Source organism: Methylobacter sp. (assembly GCF_030680395.1).
In the GTDB taxonomy this organism is placed as follows: Bacteria; Pseudomonadota; Gammaproteobacteria; order Methylococcales; family Methylomonadaceae; genus Methylobacter_A.
The window spans coordinates 30,625-46,935 of record NZ_JAUXVR010000029.1; the positions used below are offsets into that span (position 1 = coordinate 30,625).

The following is a 16,311-nucleotide window of genomic DNA, read 5'->3' on the forward strand; positions in this document are numbered from 1 at the left end:
ATGAATAACCAAATTTATAACTTAGCTTTTGTTTTTCCAGGTCAGGGTTCGCAATCTGTCGGTATGTTGACTGATTTGGCTGCCAGCTATCCTGAAGTTAAACATACTTTTGAAAGGGCATCCGATGCGCTGGGCAAAGATTTATGGTCTATTGTCGCAGAAGGTCCGGAAGACGAGCTTAATCAAACGCATAATACACAACCTGCAATGCTGTCCGCCGGTGTGGCCGTTTGGGAGGTCTGGTGTAAACACAGTAATGTTCGTCCCGCATGGATGGCAGGACACAGCTTGGGCGAATATACTGCCTTGGTGTGTTCGGGCGCCATGTCGTTTGAAGATGGCATAAGGCTGGTTGCAGCAAGAGGGCGACTGATGCAGGAAGCTGTGCCTGCCGGTGTCGGCGCAATGGCGGCAATTTTGGGTCTTGAAGACCATCAGGTTGTTAAGGTTTGCGCCGATGCGGCTGAGGACGAAATAGTTTCGGCAGTTAACTTCAATTCGCCGGGGCAGGTAGTCATTGCAGGTAATGTTGCTGCCGTTGAAAGAGCAATGCTTGCGGCAAAAGCAATAGGCGCGAAACGAGCTGTATTGTTGCCGGTTAGTGTTCCTTCGCATTGCGCATTAATGGAGTCAGCGGCCAAAAAGCTGGATGAACAATTACAACATACTATGATTGACACTCCAAAAATGACGTTGATTCATAATGTGGATGTTGCATCGCACAGCGCCCCTGAAGTCATCCGTAACGCATTAAAAGAACAACTCTATAAGCCGGTGCGTTGGGCCGATAGTATCAAGTTTATGCATGATCAGGGCGTTACCTGTTTTGTTGAATGCGGTCCGGGCAAGGTGTTAATCGGGCTGAACAAACGCATCGCCAAGGATGCCGAACAACTATCTATTTATGATCCGGAAACATTAAATAAAGTATTGGAGCAACTCAATGGATAAACAAGTAGCTTTAGTAACGGGCGCCAGTCGTGGCATCGGTCGGGCAATCGCAGAAAGATTGGCGCAGGATGGTTTTTTTGTTATCGGTACCGCCACCACAGAGAATGGCGCTGATTCAATTTCAGCCTATCTGGGCGAGCATGGCAAAGGCCTAAAGCTTGATGTCGCTAATCCGGATTCTATTGCAGACGTCATGAAAATTGTTAATGACGAGTTCGGAGCGCCGACCGTGCTGGTCAATAATGCAGGTATCACTCGGGATAATTTGTTGATGCGCATGAAAGACGAGGAGTGGGATGATATTATCAATACCAACCTGACTTCGGTTTTTCGTATGAGCAAAGCAGTACTGCGCGGCATGATGAAAGCCAAAACAGGTCGTATTATCAATATTTCATCTGTAGTAGGTTCAACCGGCAATGCAGGGCAGGCAAATTACGCCGCAGCAAAAGCCGGAATGGTTGGCTTTGCCAAGTCTATGGCCAAAGAAGTGGGTTCGCGTAATATCACCATCAATACAGTGTCGCCTGGGTTTATCGATACTGATATGACCAAGGAACTGAGTGATGATATTAAGAATACCTTGCTGTCGTCTATTCCCCTGTCTCGTTTGGGTAAGGCGGAAGAAATAGCGCATACGGTTTCATTTCTGGCTTCTGATGGCGCAGCCTATATCACTGGTGAAAACATTCATGTAAATGGTGGCATGTTCATGCCGTAAGAGGTGTTGCCTATAGGCCGTATCAGTATGTTCATGCCTTAATATTGTGACATTGGCGCAATATAAAGTATAATTCCCCCGCCGTCTGGAATTTCCGGAGACGGGATTTCAAATAAAACTAATAACAATACTATTGTAGGTCTCAGATTAGACGCTGGGAAACTTACATTGTTTGAGGACAATAATTATGAGTAACATTGAAGAACGAGTAAAAAAGATTGTTGCAGAACAATTGGGTGTTAAAGAAGATATCGCTACTGATGCTTCATTCGTAGATGATCTTGGTGCTGATTCTCTTGATACAGTCGAACTCGTCATGGCTCTTGAAGAAGAATTCGAATGCGAAATTCCAGACGATGAAGCTGAAAAAATAACAACTGTTCAGCAAGCTATCGATTACGTAGTAAAAAACGCTTAAAACTGATCTTTAGTTGATGAGCTTATAGGTTGGGTTACGACTGCATGGACGCAGGAGGTAGAGCAATGCAGGAGCAATTGCCGACGACTACATGGATGCAGAAGGTAAAGCAACGCACGGAGCGATTGCCAAACGTAGCGTAACCCACACTTAGTGCTTCGATGTCATGTTACGATGCACTTCGGCCTATATAACCAACTCTTTATCCCTCCTTTATTTTTCTTACGGTAAATCACATTGAGCAAACGTCGAGTTGTAATAACTGGATTAGGCGCAATCACGCCTTTAGCTAACACGGTCTCAGAAACATGGGACGGTATTATTAATGGTAAAAGCGGTATAAGCCCAATTGATTCCTTCGACATTTCTTCTTTTGCCACCACCTTTGGCGGCGTTATAAGAAATTTTGATATTAGCCAATATATTCCCGAAAAAGATGCCAAACGTATGGATGGTTTCATCCATTACGGTATTGCAGCGGGCTGTCAGGCGATTGAAGATTCAGGTATTGAAGTAACCGAAGCTAATGCCGAACGTATCGGCGTTGCTATCGGATCGGGTATCGGTGGTATTACCGGTATTGAAGAATGTTATGCCGTTTACGACAAGAGTGGCCCACGACGTATCTCGCCGTTTTTTGTTCCCGGCAATATCATTAATATGATTTCAGGCAACCTTTCAATCAAATACGGATTAAAAGGTCCAAATTACGCCATTGTTACCGCTTGTTCCACAGGCACGCATAACATTGGCGATGCTGCACGTTTAATTAAATACGGCGATGCCGATGTCATGATTGCGGGCGGTGCTGAACGCTGCACGACATCACCGACAGCAATGGGCGGTTTTGCTTCGGCAAAAGCCTTGTCCCGTCGCAATGATGATCCGCAGGCCGCCAGTCGCCCCTGGGATAAGGACCGTGACGGCTTTGTGTTAAGCGATGGCGCCGGTGTTGTGGTTCTTGAAGAACTGGAACATGCCAAAGCGCGCGGCGCAAAAATTTATGCTGAATTGGTAGGCTTTGGCATGAGCGGTGACGCTTATCACATGACTACGCCTTCCGTCGGTGGCGAAGGCGCTGCGCGGTGCATGAAAAATGCGCTGCGTGATGCCGGATTAAATGCCGATGCTGTCGATTACATCAATGCGCATGGCACATCAACACCGGCCGGCGATGTGGGCGAAACTCAGGCGATGAAAGCCGCATTGGGCGACCATGCCTATAAAGTTGCCGTCAGCTCAACAAAGTCTATGATTGGTCATTTATTAGGTGCTGCGGGCGGTATTGAAGCAGTGCTGACCGCATTAAGCATCAAAAATCAAATTGCTCCGCCAACCATCAATCTGGAAAACCAAGATCCGGAATGTGATCTGGATTTTGTGCCGAATATCGCAAGAAACATGAAGATTGATGTAGCCATGTCCAATTCATTCGGTTTTGGCGGCACTAATGGCTCGTTAGTTTTTAAACGGTATGAGTAATTAGTTTTCAGGTAAAAAACTGAAAACCGTGAATCAAAAAAATGATTCTCATCAATGGTGAAAGCAAGGAGCATATCGAAATATCAGATCGCGGTTTTCAATACGGCGATGGATTATTCGAAACCATTGAAATTAGAGACGGACAAGCTGTTTTTCTCGAACGTCATTTGCAACGGCTAAAATCAGGCTGCCAACGGCTTTATATCCCTTTTCCAGATTCAGAATTACTAAGCTCTGAAGCTGGAGAGCTTTGTCGTCGATGGGTCAGCGATACCCACTCCGTTCGAGCGGTGCTCAAAGTTATAGTCACGCGCGGCTCGGGGGGGCGAGGTTATCGTCAACCCGATGTCATTCAACCTACTCGCGTATTAAGTCTTCATCCTTATCCTGACTATCCGGAAATATACCGGGAGCAGGGCATCGTCGCCCGTTTTTGCGTTACCCGTTTAGGTTTGAATCCCGCCTTGGCAGGCATTAAGCACCTGAACCGGCTTGAGCAGGTAATGGCGAGAGCTGAATGGAATGACCCGGCCATTCAGGAAGGGCTTATGCTTGATGTCAACGATCATGTTATTGAAGGAACAATGACTAATTTGTTCTACATTAAAAATAACAGTCTTTATACGTCAGTGCTGACTCAATCAGGCGTTGCCGGTATTATGCGCGGCATTATAATGACGATTTCAGCTGACCATGGCCTTTCGGTAATTGAACATGCATTTACGAAAGATGAGCTGCTATCGGCTGATGACGCATTCGTCTGTAATTCAATTATTGGCATCTGGCCCATCAAACAAATCGAAACCACGTACTTTTCAGTTAGTCCAATAACCAAGAATATTAAAATCCAGCTGGACAGGTTTATCAATGACGAATGCATTGCTGCAGGAGGTAGAGCAATTGCCGAGAGCACCAACAGTAGGCGTTTTAGACGAGGCACTCAACAATGAACAATAAAGTCATCGGTTTTACCTTGTTGATGCTAAGTTTTGCAAGCGGCTGGGTGTGGATGGACTATCAGAGTGCGTTGCATCATCCTGCGCTGGTCGATAAAGCTGTTACTATAGAAATTGAAAAAGGCGACTCGCTTGACCGCATTAGCGATAAGCTTGTAGCCCAACAACTGGCTGTTAAACCTTTCTGGTTTAAAGTCATCGCCTTTCAGGAAAATGCACTCAAAAAGCTTAAAACAGGGGAATATGAGTTAACTTCAGGCTTAACGGCACCTCAAATATTAGCTTTATTCGTGCAGGGAAAAACCAAGCAGCACGCTATCACTTTTCCTGAAGGTTGGAGCTTTAAAGAAATGCTGCATGAAATTGAGAAAAACTCCAATCTTGAGCATACGTTAAACAGTGTCGATTTTGGAAGTGTAATGGCCAAATTCAAGTCTGATATGCAGTCGCCTGAAGGTTTGTTTTTTCCCGATACCTATTTTTTTGAAAAGCATACAACCGATGTGTCTTTATTAAAAAGAGCCTATGACAAAATGCAGCTGGCATTGCAACAGGAATGGCTTAATAAAGAGGAAGGCCTGCCTTTTAAAACACCTTATGAAGCCCTGATTCTTGCTTCGATTGTAGAAAAAGAAACCGGATCAGCTGCTGAAAGACCTTTAATAGCCGGTGTGTTTATCCGCAGGCTGGAACAGAATATGTTGTTGCAAACTGATCCTACCGTCATTTACGGGATGGGTGAAAGTTATCAGGGGGATATTAAATCTAAAGATTTAACCACAGCCACGCCGTACAATACTTATGTTATTAGCGGCTTGCCGCCAACGCCGATCGCCATGCCGGGACGCGATGCACTTTATGCCGTCCTGCATCCTGATAAGGGGGACAGTCTTTATTTTGTAGCCCGTGGTGATGGAACACATGTATTTTCGGCAACCTTAAAAGACCACATAATAGCCGTTGACCAATTTCAAAGGAACAAGAAATGATCCGAGGTAAGTTTATTACACTGGAAGGTTGTGAAGGAGTGGGCAAGACTACCAATATGGTATTTATCAAAGACTACTTAGAGCAGCATAACATTTCTGTTGTTGTCACGCGCGAACCCGGCGGCACCAGGCTTGCCGAAAAAATACGCCAATTATTGCTGGACAACAAAAGCGAGGCCATTTCAGAACAGGCAGAATTATTGATGATGTTTGCGGCAAGAGCCCAGCATATCAAACACGTTATTGAACCGGCGTTGGCACAAGGAAAATGGGTGCTTTGCGATCGATTTACCGATGCGACATATGCCTACCAGGGCGGCGGCCGAAACATGAAAATCAGTACCATAAAATGGCTGGAAAATCTGGTGCAAGGTACATTGAGACCTGATTTGACCCTGTTATTGGATGCGCCGATTGAAATAGGCATAGCGCGGGTCAGAGAACGCGGAGCTCTGGATCGTTTTGAATTAGAAAAAATCAGTTTTTTCGAAAATGTCAGGCGGGCTTATTTATTACAGGCCGAATTATATCCCGAACGCATCAAGCTGATCAAAGCCAACCAACCGTTAGTCGACGTGCAAAGAGCCATTACCGATGTCATTCGTGTTTTACTCGGTTTGTGCACCCTGAACTGCCCTACGTCTTCCAAGCATGGCATCATGAAATGACTGTTCCTAACCGGTTATTACCCTGGCAACAGCATCAGTGGGAGCATTTATGCAGTTATATTGCGCAGGAACGCATTCCCCAAGCATTACTCATTACCGGCAATAAGGGACTGGGAAAACGTCAGCTAGCCAATCAGTTTGCCGTTGCCCTGCTTTGCGCAACACCGCAAGCCAATGGTATGGCTTGCGGTGTTTGCAGCAGTTGTTTATTGGTTAATGCCGAAACTCATCCCGACTTTATTCATGTACAGCCCGAGGAACCTGGCAAAGGCATTACTATCGGACAGACACGCAGCCTGATTACCCGGTTAACTTTAAAGCCGCAGTTTGATACTTATCGCGTTGTTGTCATTAATCCGGCCGACAAGATGAACAATGCGGCGGCGAATGCATTCTTAAAATGCCTTGAAGAGCCGACCGAGCGCACCGTGATCATCTTAATTACCGAAAAACCCACCAAATTGCCCGCGACTATTATCAGCCGTTGCCAGAAGCTGGCGATAACGACGCCGGATACGGGAGCTACCCTTGCGTGGCTGGAGAAGATATTTCTGGAGAAAACATTGCAAGGTGACACCAATCCGAATATGACTCTGCCTGGTAGTTTAGCTTTAGCCCAAGGCGCGCCTTTACTGGCACTGGATTATGCCAATGATGAGACATTAACGTTACGTAATGAATGTTTCAATGCCTGGATGGCAATAGCAAAACAGCTTAAATCTCCGGTCATTATTGCCGAAGACTGGCACAAACTACCCGCATCGCCGTTAATATTATGGATTACGTCCTGGATTATCGACTTGATTAAGTGTTTTTATCATACCAATGCCGAAAATTTGTATAATCCGGACTTAAGTGAGCCGTTGCAAGAACTGTCCCAACGACTAGAATTAAAAGGACTTTATAAGTTATACGATTTATTATTGGCAGGCCGCCAACGACTGGATACCCAGATCAACAAGCAGTTATTGTTTGAAGAAATTTTAATACAATGGCACGAACTAAACCGGAGTAAATGACCATGGCAGATGCAGGGCCCGGACAAGGCATATTGTCCCTTTCAATTAAAGATAAAAACGCTTTGTACGCAGCCTACATGCCTTTTGTCACCAACGGCGGACTGTTTATTCCCACCAATCGGGAATATGAAATGGGGCAGGAAGTCTTTATGCTGCTCAATTTAATGGACGAAACCGAACGCTTACCGATAGCCGGAAAAATAATCTGGATAACGCCGCCCGGCTCGGAAGGTTACAGAGCCAGTGGCGTTGGCGTACAATTTAGCGATCAGGACGGTGGCGTGTCACGCAACAAAATAGAAAACTATCTGGCCGGTGCTTTAGAGGGTGATCGCTCTACGCATACTATGTAAACAAGACAAAAGGCGAAAGACTAAGGGCACAGAACGTTGACGCTCAGGTTTTTTCGCCTTTAGCCCTTAGCCTTTCGCCTGCTTTTATAAAAACTTTCATGTTAATAGACTCCCATTGCCATCTGGATCGTATCGATCTGGCACCCTATCAAAATGATTTTGCCTGTTTCATGCACGAAGCGTCCAACAGCCAAATTGAACACCTGTTATGTATCGCGATAGATTTGGAAGCCTATCCGGCAATGCTGGCTTTGGTGTCCCCTTATCCGCAAATATCCGTGACCGTGGGTGTGCATCCTAATGTTCAGGATGGTCAAGATCCCAGTGTTGAAGAGCTCATCGCGTTAGGTCAAGCAGACAAAGTTATCGGCATAGGTGAAACCGGTCTGGACTATTTTCGTAGTGAAGGCGATTTAGGCTGGCAACACCAACGTTTCAGAAATCACATTAACGCCGCAAAAGTGTTGAAAAAACCGTTGATTATCCATACTCGTGAAGCCAAACACGATACGCTACGTCTATTGGAAGAAGAGAGCGCAGACGAAGTAGGAGGGATTATCCACTGTTTCACCGAAGACTGGGAATTCGCCAAAAAAGCCCTGGATTTGAATTTCTATATTTCTTTCTCCGGTATAGTGACTTTTAACAGTGCCAAGGAAATCCAGGAAGTAGCCAAAAAAGTACCCTCCGACCGTTTTCTTATTGAAACCGATTCGCCTTATCTGGCCCCCGTACCGTTCCGCGGCAGGCCCAACTATCCAACCTACGTACGCTACGTTGCAGAAAAACTGGCACAATTGCGTGGAACAACGATAAATGAAATTGCGGAGTCATCGACTGAAAATTTTTATCGATTATTCAAAATTGCTTAGCTTTAGATCATTGCTCGCTTTGCGGGCGAGGCTATATAAGGCAAAGCAAAGCTAAAATTTTCGAGAATACCGTATCCGGTCATAAAGCTGTTATTCAATTGTTATCCTAAAAGTGAATCAAGGGCTTTTATTGAAGCGACAGGTGTTTATTATTTTGATTCAGCGGTAACGGGGTACTTGTGCGGGTTTAGATTCACGGCAATTTGAATCCCGCCGCAAGCATGATGAAAAAGCCACGTATCAATCCAGGCAGGGCATTAATCGCAGTGTGCCATGCGCTTCATATTAACAACTATTACGCGTATATAATTAAAGGTTTGAAGAAGAATCAAGCCGCGCCGTAATGCGTAAACTGTTACACGCCATCCATGGCATGCTGAAAGCTAAAAAAGAATTTGACGGGGTTCGCTCTTACAAGTTTCCTGTTGAAGAAAAATCATAAAATTCTATGATTTTTGCAAAACTGGGCTTGTGTTTTAAGAAAGTGCCTACGAATGATGCACCCAATCCGCCCCCAAAGTCCCTTGCAGATCTTTCAGATAAGCCGGGTTGTTGATCTCGGCCAACATGCGTTCAGCCGCTTCGAGTTTTTGGCTTAATCCGGTGCGGCTGATTGAATCATTCTGCTCTGTTTTACTCAATTGCTGCTGAATATAAGTCTTGTGCTGCTGCCAAAGTTCGTTGTCACGTTGCTGTTTGATTTCAAGGCGCTGTTGATACCAGTCGCTTTGCAGCAAATAGTCGCGGGTGAACATCGCGCGAATAGCCGGATCGCTGATGGATTGGCCTGCATAGTGACCCTCGGCCATAATGTGCAGCAGCGCTTTCAAGGGCGGGCAGGCATTATCAATGGAACCGTCCTGGAAATACTGTTGCGCTACCCGTTGCTGTGCTTCGTACACGTTGTCGATGCCGTCAACATAGCTGGGCATATCCTGCGTTTCCGGTTTCAACATAGCATCGTCGAATACCGCGGTCGGGTAATCGAACATCTTGCCGAAATTGGTATGCACAAACCGTTCGGTGATGCGATAGCCCAATCGGCTTTGGAATACGGTGCGACCTTCGTATTCAAAATCCTCCAGCTTTTCCAGCTGTCCTTTTGCAATCAAATACTGCGGGTTGCGCTGGTCTACAGGCAAGCGTGACCAGATTTCAGGGATCAGCAGACTGATGTCATGGTCGATTTGGCGTTTGGAACCTATGAAACCCGCCGCCGTGGAAAAACCGTCATAGCTGCATAATATGAACGAAACCAGCGCGGTATTCAGATCGGCGGTGGTGGATAAGGCATTGAAAGGGCCTTTGGTCAATGCGCCTTCGGAACCTGCGCCGGTGGTGGAGGGCGATTTTCCGGTCAGGCTGCAAATAAAATCCATAAACAGCTCAGGCAATTCCTGGTAATGGATCGGATTATAGATAGCCAGCGGCCGGATGCCTGCCTCCAGATCGGCGGGGTTGTTGCGGCGTCCTGTCAGTACTGCGTTAACCGGGAAATAAACGGTTTGATCGGTATCAAGTCCCCGTGCCAAACGAGTGGACAGTTCCGCGATATAGCGCATTTTCGGACTGGCTATATCCGGGCGAAGTTGCAGATAGCGAACGTTGAGGCTGGGCTTTCCGTCAACCAGACGAGGATGCGCCGATGATACAAAGTATTCGCCATCTTTGCCGTTGACGGCCTGAAGGATGACGTTTTGCATCGGTTCGCTGAATTCGTCAAAGTGTATGACGTCTTCGATGAACTCGCGGGCGTCTTGCGGGGTGAGTGGTTGAAAATTGGAGATAAAATTATCCGTGCGCGAAAAATCCAGCTCGGTTTGTAAATCAGTGCCCCTGTGTATTGCATCATCAGGACGTTGAAAGAAACTTTGCTCGCAATTATCGACCAGTTTGACGCTGGGATTTTTATAATCGGGATTAAGCCCGGTAAGATAACGTACCGGCACAACGGTAGATGCGGAAATGTCGTCTTCCATTTGGACTTTGGCCGAGGCGATAAAATCCTGGCGCAGTTTGAAAACCCGCCATGCGCCTTTTTCGTCAAAGCCTACGCGCAGGTAGCTGGCGATCAGTTTGCGGCCTTGAAACTTTAGTTCGTTACCGGGGTGGCTGTTGACCATATCGACGGAGAAATATTTTCTCCAGTCCGATCCCCATTCTTCCTTGTAAAATCGCTTGATCATCAGTGCGACTGCCAATATATGCTGGGGTATTGTCGCCAGCCACTGGTTATGGGCGCCCGAAAATTCGGTTTCAGACGGCGTCAGCAGTTTAATGACCGAACCCAAAGTACGTTCATTGCTGAGCAGGTGGCGTTGGTCGAGTCCATTTAGGGCAGGATTGCGAAACCGGGTGGAATAATCGTGATTGAATATAGCGGTGACTATATCCATGTCTTTATCGAAATTATCGACAAAAACAGGGCCGGAAATGACAGCTCCCGCAATCGATTTTGAAATTTCCGATTTGCCGCCGCCGGATACGGTGCTCGGTTTATGGCAGAAAGTGCCTTCCTGATGGGTGCCGATCAAGCGCCAGCTGGGCGCAGTAGGATGGCGTTCCATGTGGATTTTAAAGCCGTTGGGGTAGACATAGGTGTAGCCGAACAGCAATTTAAGTGATTGCATCTGGCGCTTATGCGTCCAGCTGACTTGCTGTTGCTGAATGTTAAACTTCGCCGAATTGGGAATATAAATAATGTCGGGATAGTTTTTGTCGACAGCATAGCCTTCGTCTTTAGGATCTATGACCGACGACAGTTGCCGACAGACTTTGTCGAAAGAATAATGCTCGCTGATATAGGAGGTATGCGGCAAAAAGATTTCGCCGAGAATGACCCTCGGGAAAGCCAGGGCACCGCCTGAATGTTCTTCTTCAGCGCCGCCGTAAAGGTTGGCTGCATAGCTGATATGCGACTTGATTTCTTTCTTGCTGTAACCGAAATAGTTGTCGGCAATGATGGTAACGATCACACCTTGCATATTGCGGCATACCAGTTTAAACGGTTGGCCGTTATTGTAGAGTTCGTCTTCCTGTTTCCAGCACATGCCGTCTTTGCGTTGGCGCTCGGTTGCATCATCAAAATGCGGCAGGCCGAGATCTTTTTTCCGGCAATGAACCAGGTGCGAAGCGAGAATAATGCAGCCGGTGTGTCCGGTCCAGTGATTGATATCCAGTGCGGCATCGTTTTCGGGCAGGAACGGGTTTCCCGCATTACCGAAAATGGATTCGACAAAATCCAGATTAGCGACCAGTCCCCCTGGGGCGAAAAATCGGACTTCCATGGTTTTGACCGGCATAGTTGCTGAAACTTCCGGACATACGATAGGTCTCATCAGCGATGATACCCAGAGTTTTGCGGTGTTTGCTTGGGCGCTGGTAAAGGGCAGGGACAACAGGTCGTCGGGAGGCGTCAGGGCTGCGCGCAGCAACGCTGCGTAAGCTTCTACCGGCACTTCGCTTTTATCGGCCGGAACCGGAAGGCCGCCGGCGGCAATGTGAAATACGCCTTTGGTGGTGCGTCGGTCATTTTTCGGATTATGCAGAACGCCTTGCTGTATCCGGTAAGAATCCACATAAGCCGAATGAAATTCGTTATGCTGGAAAGGCAGGGATAATTCCCTCGCCAGTCCTTTTTGTTCCAGAACAAAGGTTTCACCCGGCAAGCTGACAGTCCCGTCTATGCCGTTTTCAGTCAAGTAACCGTTAAGAAAGTCTTGTATGCGTTGATCGGCCGGACAGCGGTATTTGGCCAGCGCTAACAGGCGACGTTGTTGGGAATAGTTTTTTAACAAACCGCCTGCAATTTTTAGATATTGCGGGTCGTTTTCGACTTCACAAGTTGGCTGCCCCAGGGCCGCAAGTTGCAGGTTGATGTGTTGTAATTCTTCCAGTCGCTTTGGGGTGGATGCGTCAGGCTGGGGTTGATGGGTAAATGAGTTCATGCGTATCGGTTCCTGCGATTTTGAGTGACAACTAGGCTGGGGCTTAGTTTAATTTAAAACGGAAATGTTCAGGCAAACCGTTTTCTCGCATTGTACCAGTTACTTTATGAATAAAAATCCTCAAATTTCTTGATAAAAATATTTAGCTTATCGCCGGGCAAATGATTGATGCCTGCCGCAGCTTTACGTCCGCCGCCGGTTGCAAAGGCGGAACACAGTTCATCAGCGCCGATTTTATTAGATAACGGCGCCCTGACGCCAACCTGGTAATCGTCGTCCTTATTATGGGTGATTACCGCATGGGCTCTGGTTGGATTAAGATTAGCCAGGAAATTCCCGAATACGCCGTTAACACGCCTTGCCCAAGCGGTATCGGGCAGGATGAACACGGTGACAGCGTCGCTTTGGTACTCCGGGGCAAGGCGTTGGGCATTTGCCATGTCTTCTTGATAGCCCTGTTCCAGTTGCGTAAAGATGTCATGATTGCCGCTGATAAAGTCGAAAGGGGATTGGAATCCGGCCATTTCCCGATACAGTTTGTCGGGGGCAAAATGCAGGTCATCGACGCAGCTGCCGTAACCGTTGTAGTTGATGTAGATGCCCAGATTTTCCAGGGTTTTGAGTTCTGTTGGGCTGAGATTCAAGGAGGCGGCCAGCTGTTCGGCGCTGTGGTTTACATTGTCGCCAAAGGCTGCCGTTATTGCCCATAACGGGTATTTGCCATTCAGGTATTGATTGACCAGCAAGCTGGTGCAGGTCGCGCTGTCGGTGTTAATCAGAGTTTTTAAGTGAGGATGCTTTGGAATGTCGCCGGGTTGATGGTGATCGACATAAAAAATATGAGCTCCCTGGCTTAAAAACTCATTAACTCTAGCACTGTTTTTTTGCAGGGAAATATCCAGCACTGTGATGTGGTCGCCTGAACTTACGCTAAATTTATCCAGTAATTGTATGTCGCGTTTAATGCCGGTAATGAGCTGTGATGTCAGCGGTCGATCAAGGCGCAGTTGAATCAGGGCGCAAATCCCGTCGGCATCGCCATTGAAGACATCGAAATACATGATTTATACCGTCGATTGCATCAGTGTATGAACAATTGCCGGGGCGGGCAGGATGTTTCGATCGCGTAATAACGATATGACCTGTTGCACGCTTTCTTCGAGCGTAAGCTGATGCGTGTCGATTTTTAAATCCGGGTTTTCGGGTTCTTCGTAAGGCGAGGATATACCGGTAAAGTCTAAGATTTCGCCTAGGCGCGCTTTTTTATACAATCCTTTGACATCCCGTTGCTCGCAAACCGTTAACGGACAAAAACAGTAAATTTCAATAAAATCGCCCTGCGGCATCAGGCTTCTTGCCGTGGCACGTTCCGCTTTAAACGGCGAGATAAACGCAGTCAATGTTATTACGCCCGCTTCAATCAGCAGTTTGGCTGTTTCACTGATGCGGCGGATGTTTTCCTTACGGTCTTGATCGCTAAAGCCCAAGTCGCTGCATAAGCCGTGACGTATATTATCGCCGTCCAAAACAAAAGTATTTAAGCCGCTTTGATGTAGTCGCTCTTCTACGGCATGGGCCAGCGTCGATTTGCCGGAGCCGGAGAAACCGGTAAACCAGAGGACGACTGATTTATGGGTGTTTTTTTGTTCGCGGCGTTGCCGGGTTACGGTGGCTCGGTGCCATACAGTGTGGGTACTTTTATTTAACGGCTTATTCATGAGTAATTGAAGACAATGTCTTTATTCTGTGAGAGCAACACCGATTTTAACGGTGACCTGCCAATGTGCGATTTTGCCTTTTTCTATGTGACCACGGGTTTCAACGACTTCAAACCAACGCATGTTACCGTTAGTTTCGCCGGCCTTACTGACGGCATTTTCGATAGCTTCCTGTATGCCGACGGCTGATGAGCCGGTCAGTTCTATTTTTTTATAAACATGGTTAGACATGATCTTTACCTTTGTTGAGTGTAATAAAAATCCAGTTCCTGCAAGCGTTCAGGTGTACCTATGTCCATCCAGAACCCCTTCGCTTTTTGCCCTGAAACCCGGCCGCTTGCTATGGCTTGGCGTAGTAAAGGCCCCAGTTTGCCGGGGCCGGTGGGTATGTTGTTGAACAGTTCAGGACGATACAGCCCGATGCCGCTGAAAGTAAGTTGTTCGGTACTATTTGAGACGACCAATCCGGTATCAGCTAAGCCAAAGTCACCTTTTATATTATGCGCCGGATTATCGACCAGAACCAGATGAGCCAAATCGACGGTCTGGTTTTTGAGTTCGGCAAACGGAAAATCTGTCGCTATATCGCCATTGACTACCAAAAACACCTCATCGCCTAATAAATGCAGCGCGTTAATAATACCGCCAGCCGTTTCCAACGCTTGTTCGCCTTCGGGTGAATAGCTTATGTTTGCGCCAAGCTCATTGCCGTTGCCCAGCTGATCTTCTATTTGCAATCCCAGATGGGCATGGTTAATGACTATATCATTAAAGCCGGCTGCGACCAGTTGTTTGATTGTATATTCGATCAGCGGTTTGCCTGCGGCGGTAAGCAGGGGTTTGGGGGTATGGTCGGTGAGCGGGCGCATTCTTTCGCCGCGCCCTGCCGCTAAAATCATGGCCTTCATAGAGCAGAAGGGCAAGGCATGACGCTCTGATTGCCGTATGCAGGCAACACTTGATCGAGCAGGAAGCCATTGAACTCGGCAAGTTCAGGATAAGCCGCGCAAACAGCGGTGACATAGTTCAGTGTGCGCGGTATGTCGTCAAGGTAATTGGACTTGCCGTCTCTCAAATGCAAGCGGGAGAAAATACCGATAGCTTTAAGGTGACGCTGTAGCCCCATCAGGTCAAACCAGCGTTTAAATTGGGCCGGAGTGCAATTAATGAGGCCTGCCAGTTGGAGTCGTTCAAAATAGTTAAATCGCCATTGTTCAACCTGTTGCTCAGGCCAGGCTATATAGCAATCGCGCAATAACGAGACCAGATCATAGGTGATAGGGCCGATGACGGCGTCCTGGAAATCGATGACGCCGGGTGAGTCACTGTCTAAAACCATCAGGTTGCGGGAATGATAATCTCGGTGCACGCAGGTGCTGGGTTGCTCCAGAGCCGATGCGGTGAGAATGGTACGCGTTGTCTCCCAAACCGGTGCGGGAATTTCAATGTCCAGCAACTGTCCTAAAAACCATTCGTCAAAAATAGCCAGTTCCCTGTGCAGGAGCGGTTCGTCATAGCTGGGCAATCCGGAGTTTTGTACAGGTATTTGGGTTTGCAGTTTGAATAAACTGTCGAAAGCAGTTTGATATAAATCGGGAGCGGTGGCTTCATTAAGCTGATCGAGAAAACACTGATTACCGAAATCCTCCAGCAGTAGAAATCCGTCAGTCATGTTTTGTTGAAAAATGGTCGGGACGTTAATCCGAGACTGCGTTAGTAGCTTGGCAATTCTAATGAAAGGTTCAATATTTTCTTTGGCCGGCGGGGCATCCATGACAATAAATTGTTGCTCGGCAACTGCTCCCTGCATTGCTCTCGGCAACCGCTCCCTGCGTTGCTCTACCTCCTGCGTCCATGCAGTCGTCGGCAACCGCTCCCTGCGTTGCTCTACCTCCTGCGTCCATGCAGTCGTCGGCAATTGTTCCCTGCATTGTTCTGCCTCTCCCATCCTTGGGGTCGTACCTCCTGCATCCATGCAGTAGCCTGAAGTTTTGACTCTAAAGTAACGCCGAAAGCTGGCATCGCTGGAGGCGGGGTCGCATGCAGTGATGGTAAGCAATAAATCGTTTTCAAGCCAGTCGAACATCGATATTGTTCTTAAGTCTTCAGGCATCATGATGGTAGGATAGATTAGTATAATGTAGGGGTAGTAAGGTAAAATTAACGTCCGGCATTTTATTCGATTTATGATTCACTACGCTACTAAACTTGATATTA

The 16,311-nt window shown here is 47.2% G+C and carries 16 protein-coding genes; 10 read left to right on the forward strand and 6 right to left on the reverse strand.

Annotated features, from left to right (window positions below):
* The 10 genes from fabD (at position 1) to Q8L79_RS12575 (ending at position 8,429) form a co-directional block, all read left to right on the forward strand.
* Positions 1 to 951, forward strand: coding sequence for an ACP S-malonyltransferase (gene fabD / locus Q8L79_RS12530; protein WP_305271754.1), 951 nt, complete (start codon positions 1 to 3; stop codon positions 949 to 951).
* Positions 944 to 1,672 carry a 3-oxoacyl-ACP reductase FabG gene (fabG, locus tag Q8L79_RS12535; protein WP_305271756.1) on the forward strand — a complete coding sequence of 243 codons (729 nt, stop codon included), beginning with the start codon at positions 944 to 946 and terminating at the stop codon, positions 1,670 to 1,672. Before fabD ends, fabG begins: the two co-directional genes overlap by 8 nt.
* A gap of 187 nt (positions 1,673 to 1,859) precedes the next feature.
* Positions 1,860 to 2,090 carry an acyl carrier protein gene (acpP, locus tag Q8L79_RS12540; RefSeq protein WP_006890004.1) on the forward strand — a complete coding sequence of 77 codons (231 nt, stop codon included), beginning with the start codon at positions 1,860 to 1,862 and terminating at the stop codon, positions 2,088 to 2,090.
* Between the two features lie 237 nt (positions 2,091 to 2,327).
* Positions 2,328 to 3,572 carry a beta-ketoacyl-ACP synthase II gene (fabF, locus tag Q8L79_RS12545; RefSeq protein WP_305271763.1) on the forward strand — a complete coding sequence of 415 codons (1,245 nt, stop codon included), beginning with the start codon at positions 2,328 to 2,330 and terminating at the stop codon, positions 3,570 to 3,572.
* A 41-nt stretch (positions 3,573 to 3,613) separates the two neighbouring features.
* Positions 3,614 to 4,522, forward strand: coding sequence for an aminodeoxychorismate lyase (gene pabC, locus Q8L79_RS12550; RefSeq protein WP_305271764.1), 909 nt, complete (start codon positions 3,614 to 3,616; stop codon positions 4,520 to 4,522).
* On the forward strand, positions 4,519 to 5,517 hold the full coding sequence (mltG, locus tag Q8L79_RS12555) for an endolytic transglycosylase MltG (protein WP_305271766.1): 999 nt from the start codon (positions 4,519 to 4,521) through the stop codon (positions 5,515 to 5,517). Before pabC ends, mltG begins: the two co-directional genes overlap by 4 nt.
* Entirely contained in the window at positions 5,514 to 6,185 is a 672-nt protein-coding gene (gene tmk / locus Q8L79_RS12560; protein ID WP_305271768.1) for a dTMP kinase, read from the forward strand. Before mltG ends, tmk begins: the two co-directional genes overlap by 4 nt.
* Entirely contained in the window at positions 6,182 to 7,204 is a 1,023-nt protein-coding gene (locus Q8L79_RS12565; RefSeq protein WP_305271770.1) for a DNA polymerase III subunit delta', read from the forward strand. Before tmk ends, Q8L79_RS12565 begins: the two co-directional genes overlap by 4 nt.
* Positions 7,205 to 7,206: 2 nt before the next feature.
* A complete protein-coding gene (locus Q8L79_RS12570; protein WP_027150466.1) occupies positions 7,207 to 7,557 on the forward strand; it encodes a PilZ domain-containing protein in 351 nt (116 codons plus the stop codon).
* Positions 7,558 to 7,655: 98 nt separating this feature from the next.
* The gene (locus Q8L79_RS12575) at positions 7,656 to 8,429 is read left to right on the forward strand and encodes a TatD family hydrolase (protein ID WP_305271774.1); all 774 of its coding nucleotides are present in this window, start codon (positions 7,656 to 7,658) and stop codon (positions 8,427 to 8,429) included.
* 488 nt (positions 8,430 to 8,917) lie between these two features.
* Here Q8L79_RS12575 and Q8L79_RS12580 read toward each other — a convergent pair whose 3' ends face one another.
* The 6 genes from Q8L79_RS12580 to Q8L79_RS12605 form a co-directional block, all read right to left on the reverse strand.
* Complete coding sequence (locus Q8L79_RS12580) at positions 8,918 to 12,376, reverse strand: hypothetical protein (RefSeq protein WP_305271776.1); 3,459 nt, start codon at positions 12,374 to 12,376, stop codon at positions 8,918 to 8,920.
* A gap of 104 nt (positions 12,377 to 12,480) precedes the next feature.
* Positions 12,481 to 13,437: a DHH family phosphoesterase gene (locus tag Q8L79_RS12585; protein WP_305271778.1), complete on the reverse strand. Its 957-nt coding sequence runs from the start codon at positions 13,435 to 13,437 to the stop codon at positions 12,481 to 12,483.
* A gap of 3 nt (positions 13,438 to 13,440) precedes the next feature.
* The gene (gene cysC, locus Q8L79_RS12590) at positions 13,441 to 14,094 is read right to left on the reverse strand and encodes an adenylyl-sulfate kinase (RefSeq protein WP_305271780.1); all 654 of its coding nucleotides are present in this window, start codon (positions 14,092 to 14,094) and stop codon (positions 13,441 to 13,443) included.
* A 21-nt stretch (positions 14,095 to 14,115) separates the two neighbouring features.
* On the reverse strand, positions 14,116 to 14,325 hold the full coding sequence (locus Q8L79_RS12595; protein WP_305271782.1) for a dodecin: 210 nt from the start codon (positions 14,323 to 14,325) through the stop codon (positions 14,116 to 14,118).
* A gap of 5 nt (positions 14,326 to 14,330) precedes the next feature.
* Positions 14,331 to 15,002 (reverse strand): N-acetylmuramate alpha-1-phosphate uridylyltransferase MurU, encoded by a 672-nt coding sequence (gene murU, locus Q8L79_RS12600; RefSeq protein ID WP_305271784.1) that lies wholly within the window; start codon positions 15,000 to 15,002, stop codon positions 14,331 to 14,333.
* Positions 14,999 to 16,210: an aminoglycoside phosphotransferase family protein gene (locus Q8L79_RS12605; RefSeq protein ID WP_305271785.1), complete on the reverse strand. Its 1,212-nt coding sequence runs from the start codon at positions 16,208 to 16,210 to the stop codon at positions 14,999 to 15,001. The genes murU and Q8L79_RS12605 overlap by 4 nt, the downstream gene beginning before the upstream one ends.
* Positions 16,211 to 16,311: the final 101 nt, after the last annotated feature.

Bases quoted from the DNA above. Each gene is read 5' to 3' on its own strand.
- fabD (WP_305271754.1), top strand. From the start codon at position 1: ATGAATAACCAAATTTATAACTTAGCTTTTGTTTTTCCAGGTCAGGGT.
- fabG (WP_305271756.1), top strand. From the start codon at position 944: ATGGATAAACAAGTAGCTTTAGTAACGGGCGCCAGTCGTGGCATCGGT.
- acpP (WP_006890004.1), top strand. From the start codon at position 1,860: ATGAGTAACATTGAAGAACGAGTAAAAAAGATTGTTGCAGAACAATTG.
- pabC (WP_305271764.1), top strand. From the start codon at position 3,614: ATGATTCTCATCAATGGTGAAAGCAAGGAGCATATCGAAATATCAGAT.
- mltG (WP_305271766.1), top strand. From the start codon at position 4,519: ATGAACAATAAAGTCATCGGTTTTACCTTGTTGATGCTAAGTTTTGCA.
- tmk (WP_305271768.1), top strand. From the start codon at position 5,514: ATGATCCGAGGTAAGTTTATTACACTGGAAGGTTGTGAAGGAGTGGGC.
- Q8L79_RS12565 (WP_305271770.1), top strand. From the start codon at position 6,182: ATGACTGTTCCTAACCGGTTATTACCCTGGCAACAGCATCAGTGGGAG.
- Q8L79_RS12570 (WP_027150466.1), top strand. From the start codon at position 7,207: ATGGCAGATGCAGGGCCCGGACAAGGCATATTGTCCCTTTCAATTAAA.
- Q8L79_RS12575 (WP_305271774.1), top strand. From the start codon at position 7,656: ATGTTAATAGACTCCCATTGCCATCTGGATCGTATCGATCTGGCACCC.
- Q8L79_RS12580 (WP_305271776.1), bottom strand. From the start codon at position 12,376: ATGAACTCATTTACCCATCAACCCCAGCCTGACGCATCCACCCCAAAG.
- Q8L79_RS12585 (WP_305271778.1), bottom strand. From the start codon at position 13,437: ATGTATTTCGATGTCTTCAATGGCGATGCCGACGGGATTTGCGCCCTG.
- cysC (WP_305271780.1), bottom strand. From the start codon at position 14,094: ATGAATAAGCCGTTAAATAAAAGTACCCACACTGTATGGCACCGAGCC.
- Q8L79_RS12595 (WP_305271782.1), bottom strand. From the start codon at position 14,325: ATGTCTAACCATGTTTATAAAAAAATAGAACTGACCGGCTCATCAGCC.
- murU (WP_305271784.1), bottom strand. From the start codon at position 15,002: ATGAAGGCCATGATTTTAGCGGCAGGGCGCGGCGAAAGAATGCGCCCG.
- Q8L79_RS12605 (WP_305271785.1), bottom strand. From the start codon at position 16,210: ATGATGCCTGAAGACTTAAGAACAATATCGATGTTCGACTGGCTTGAA.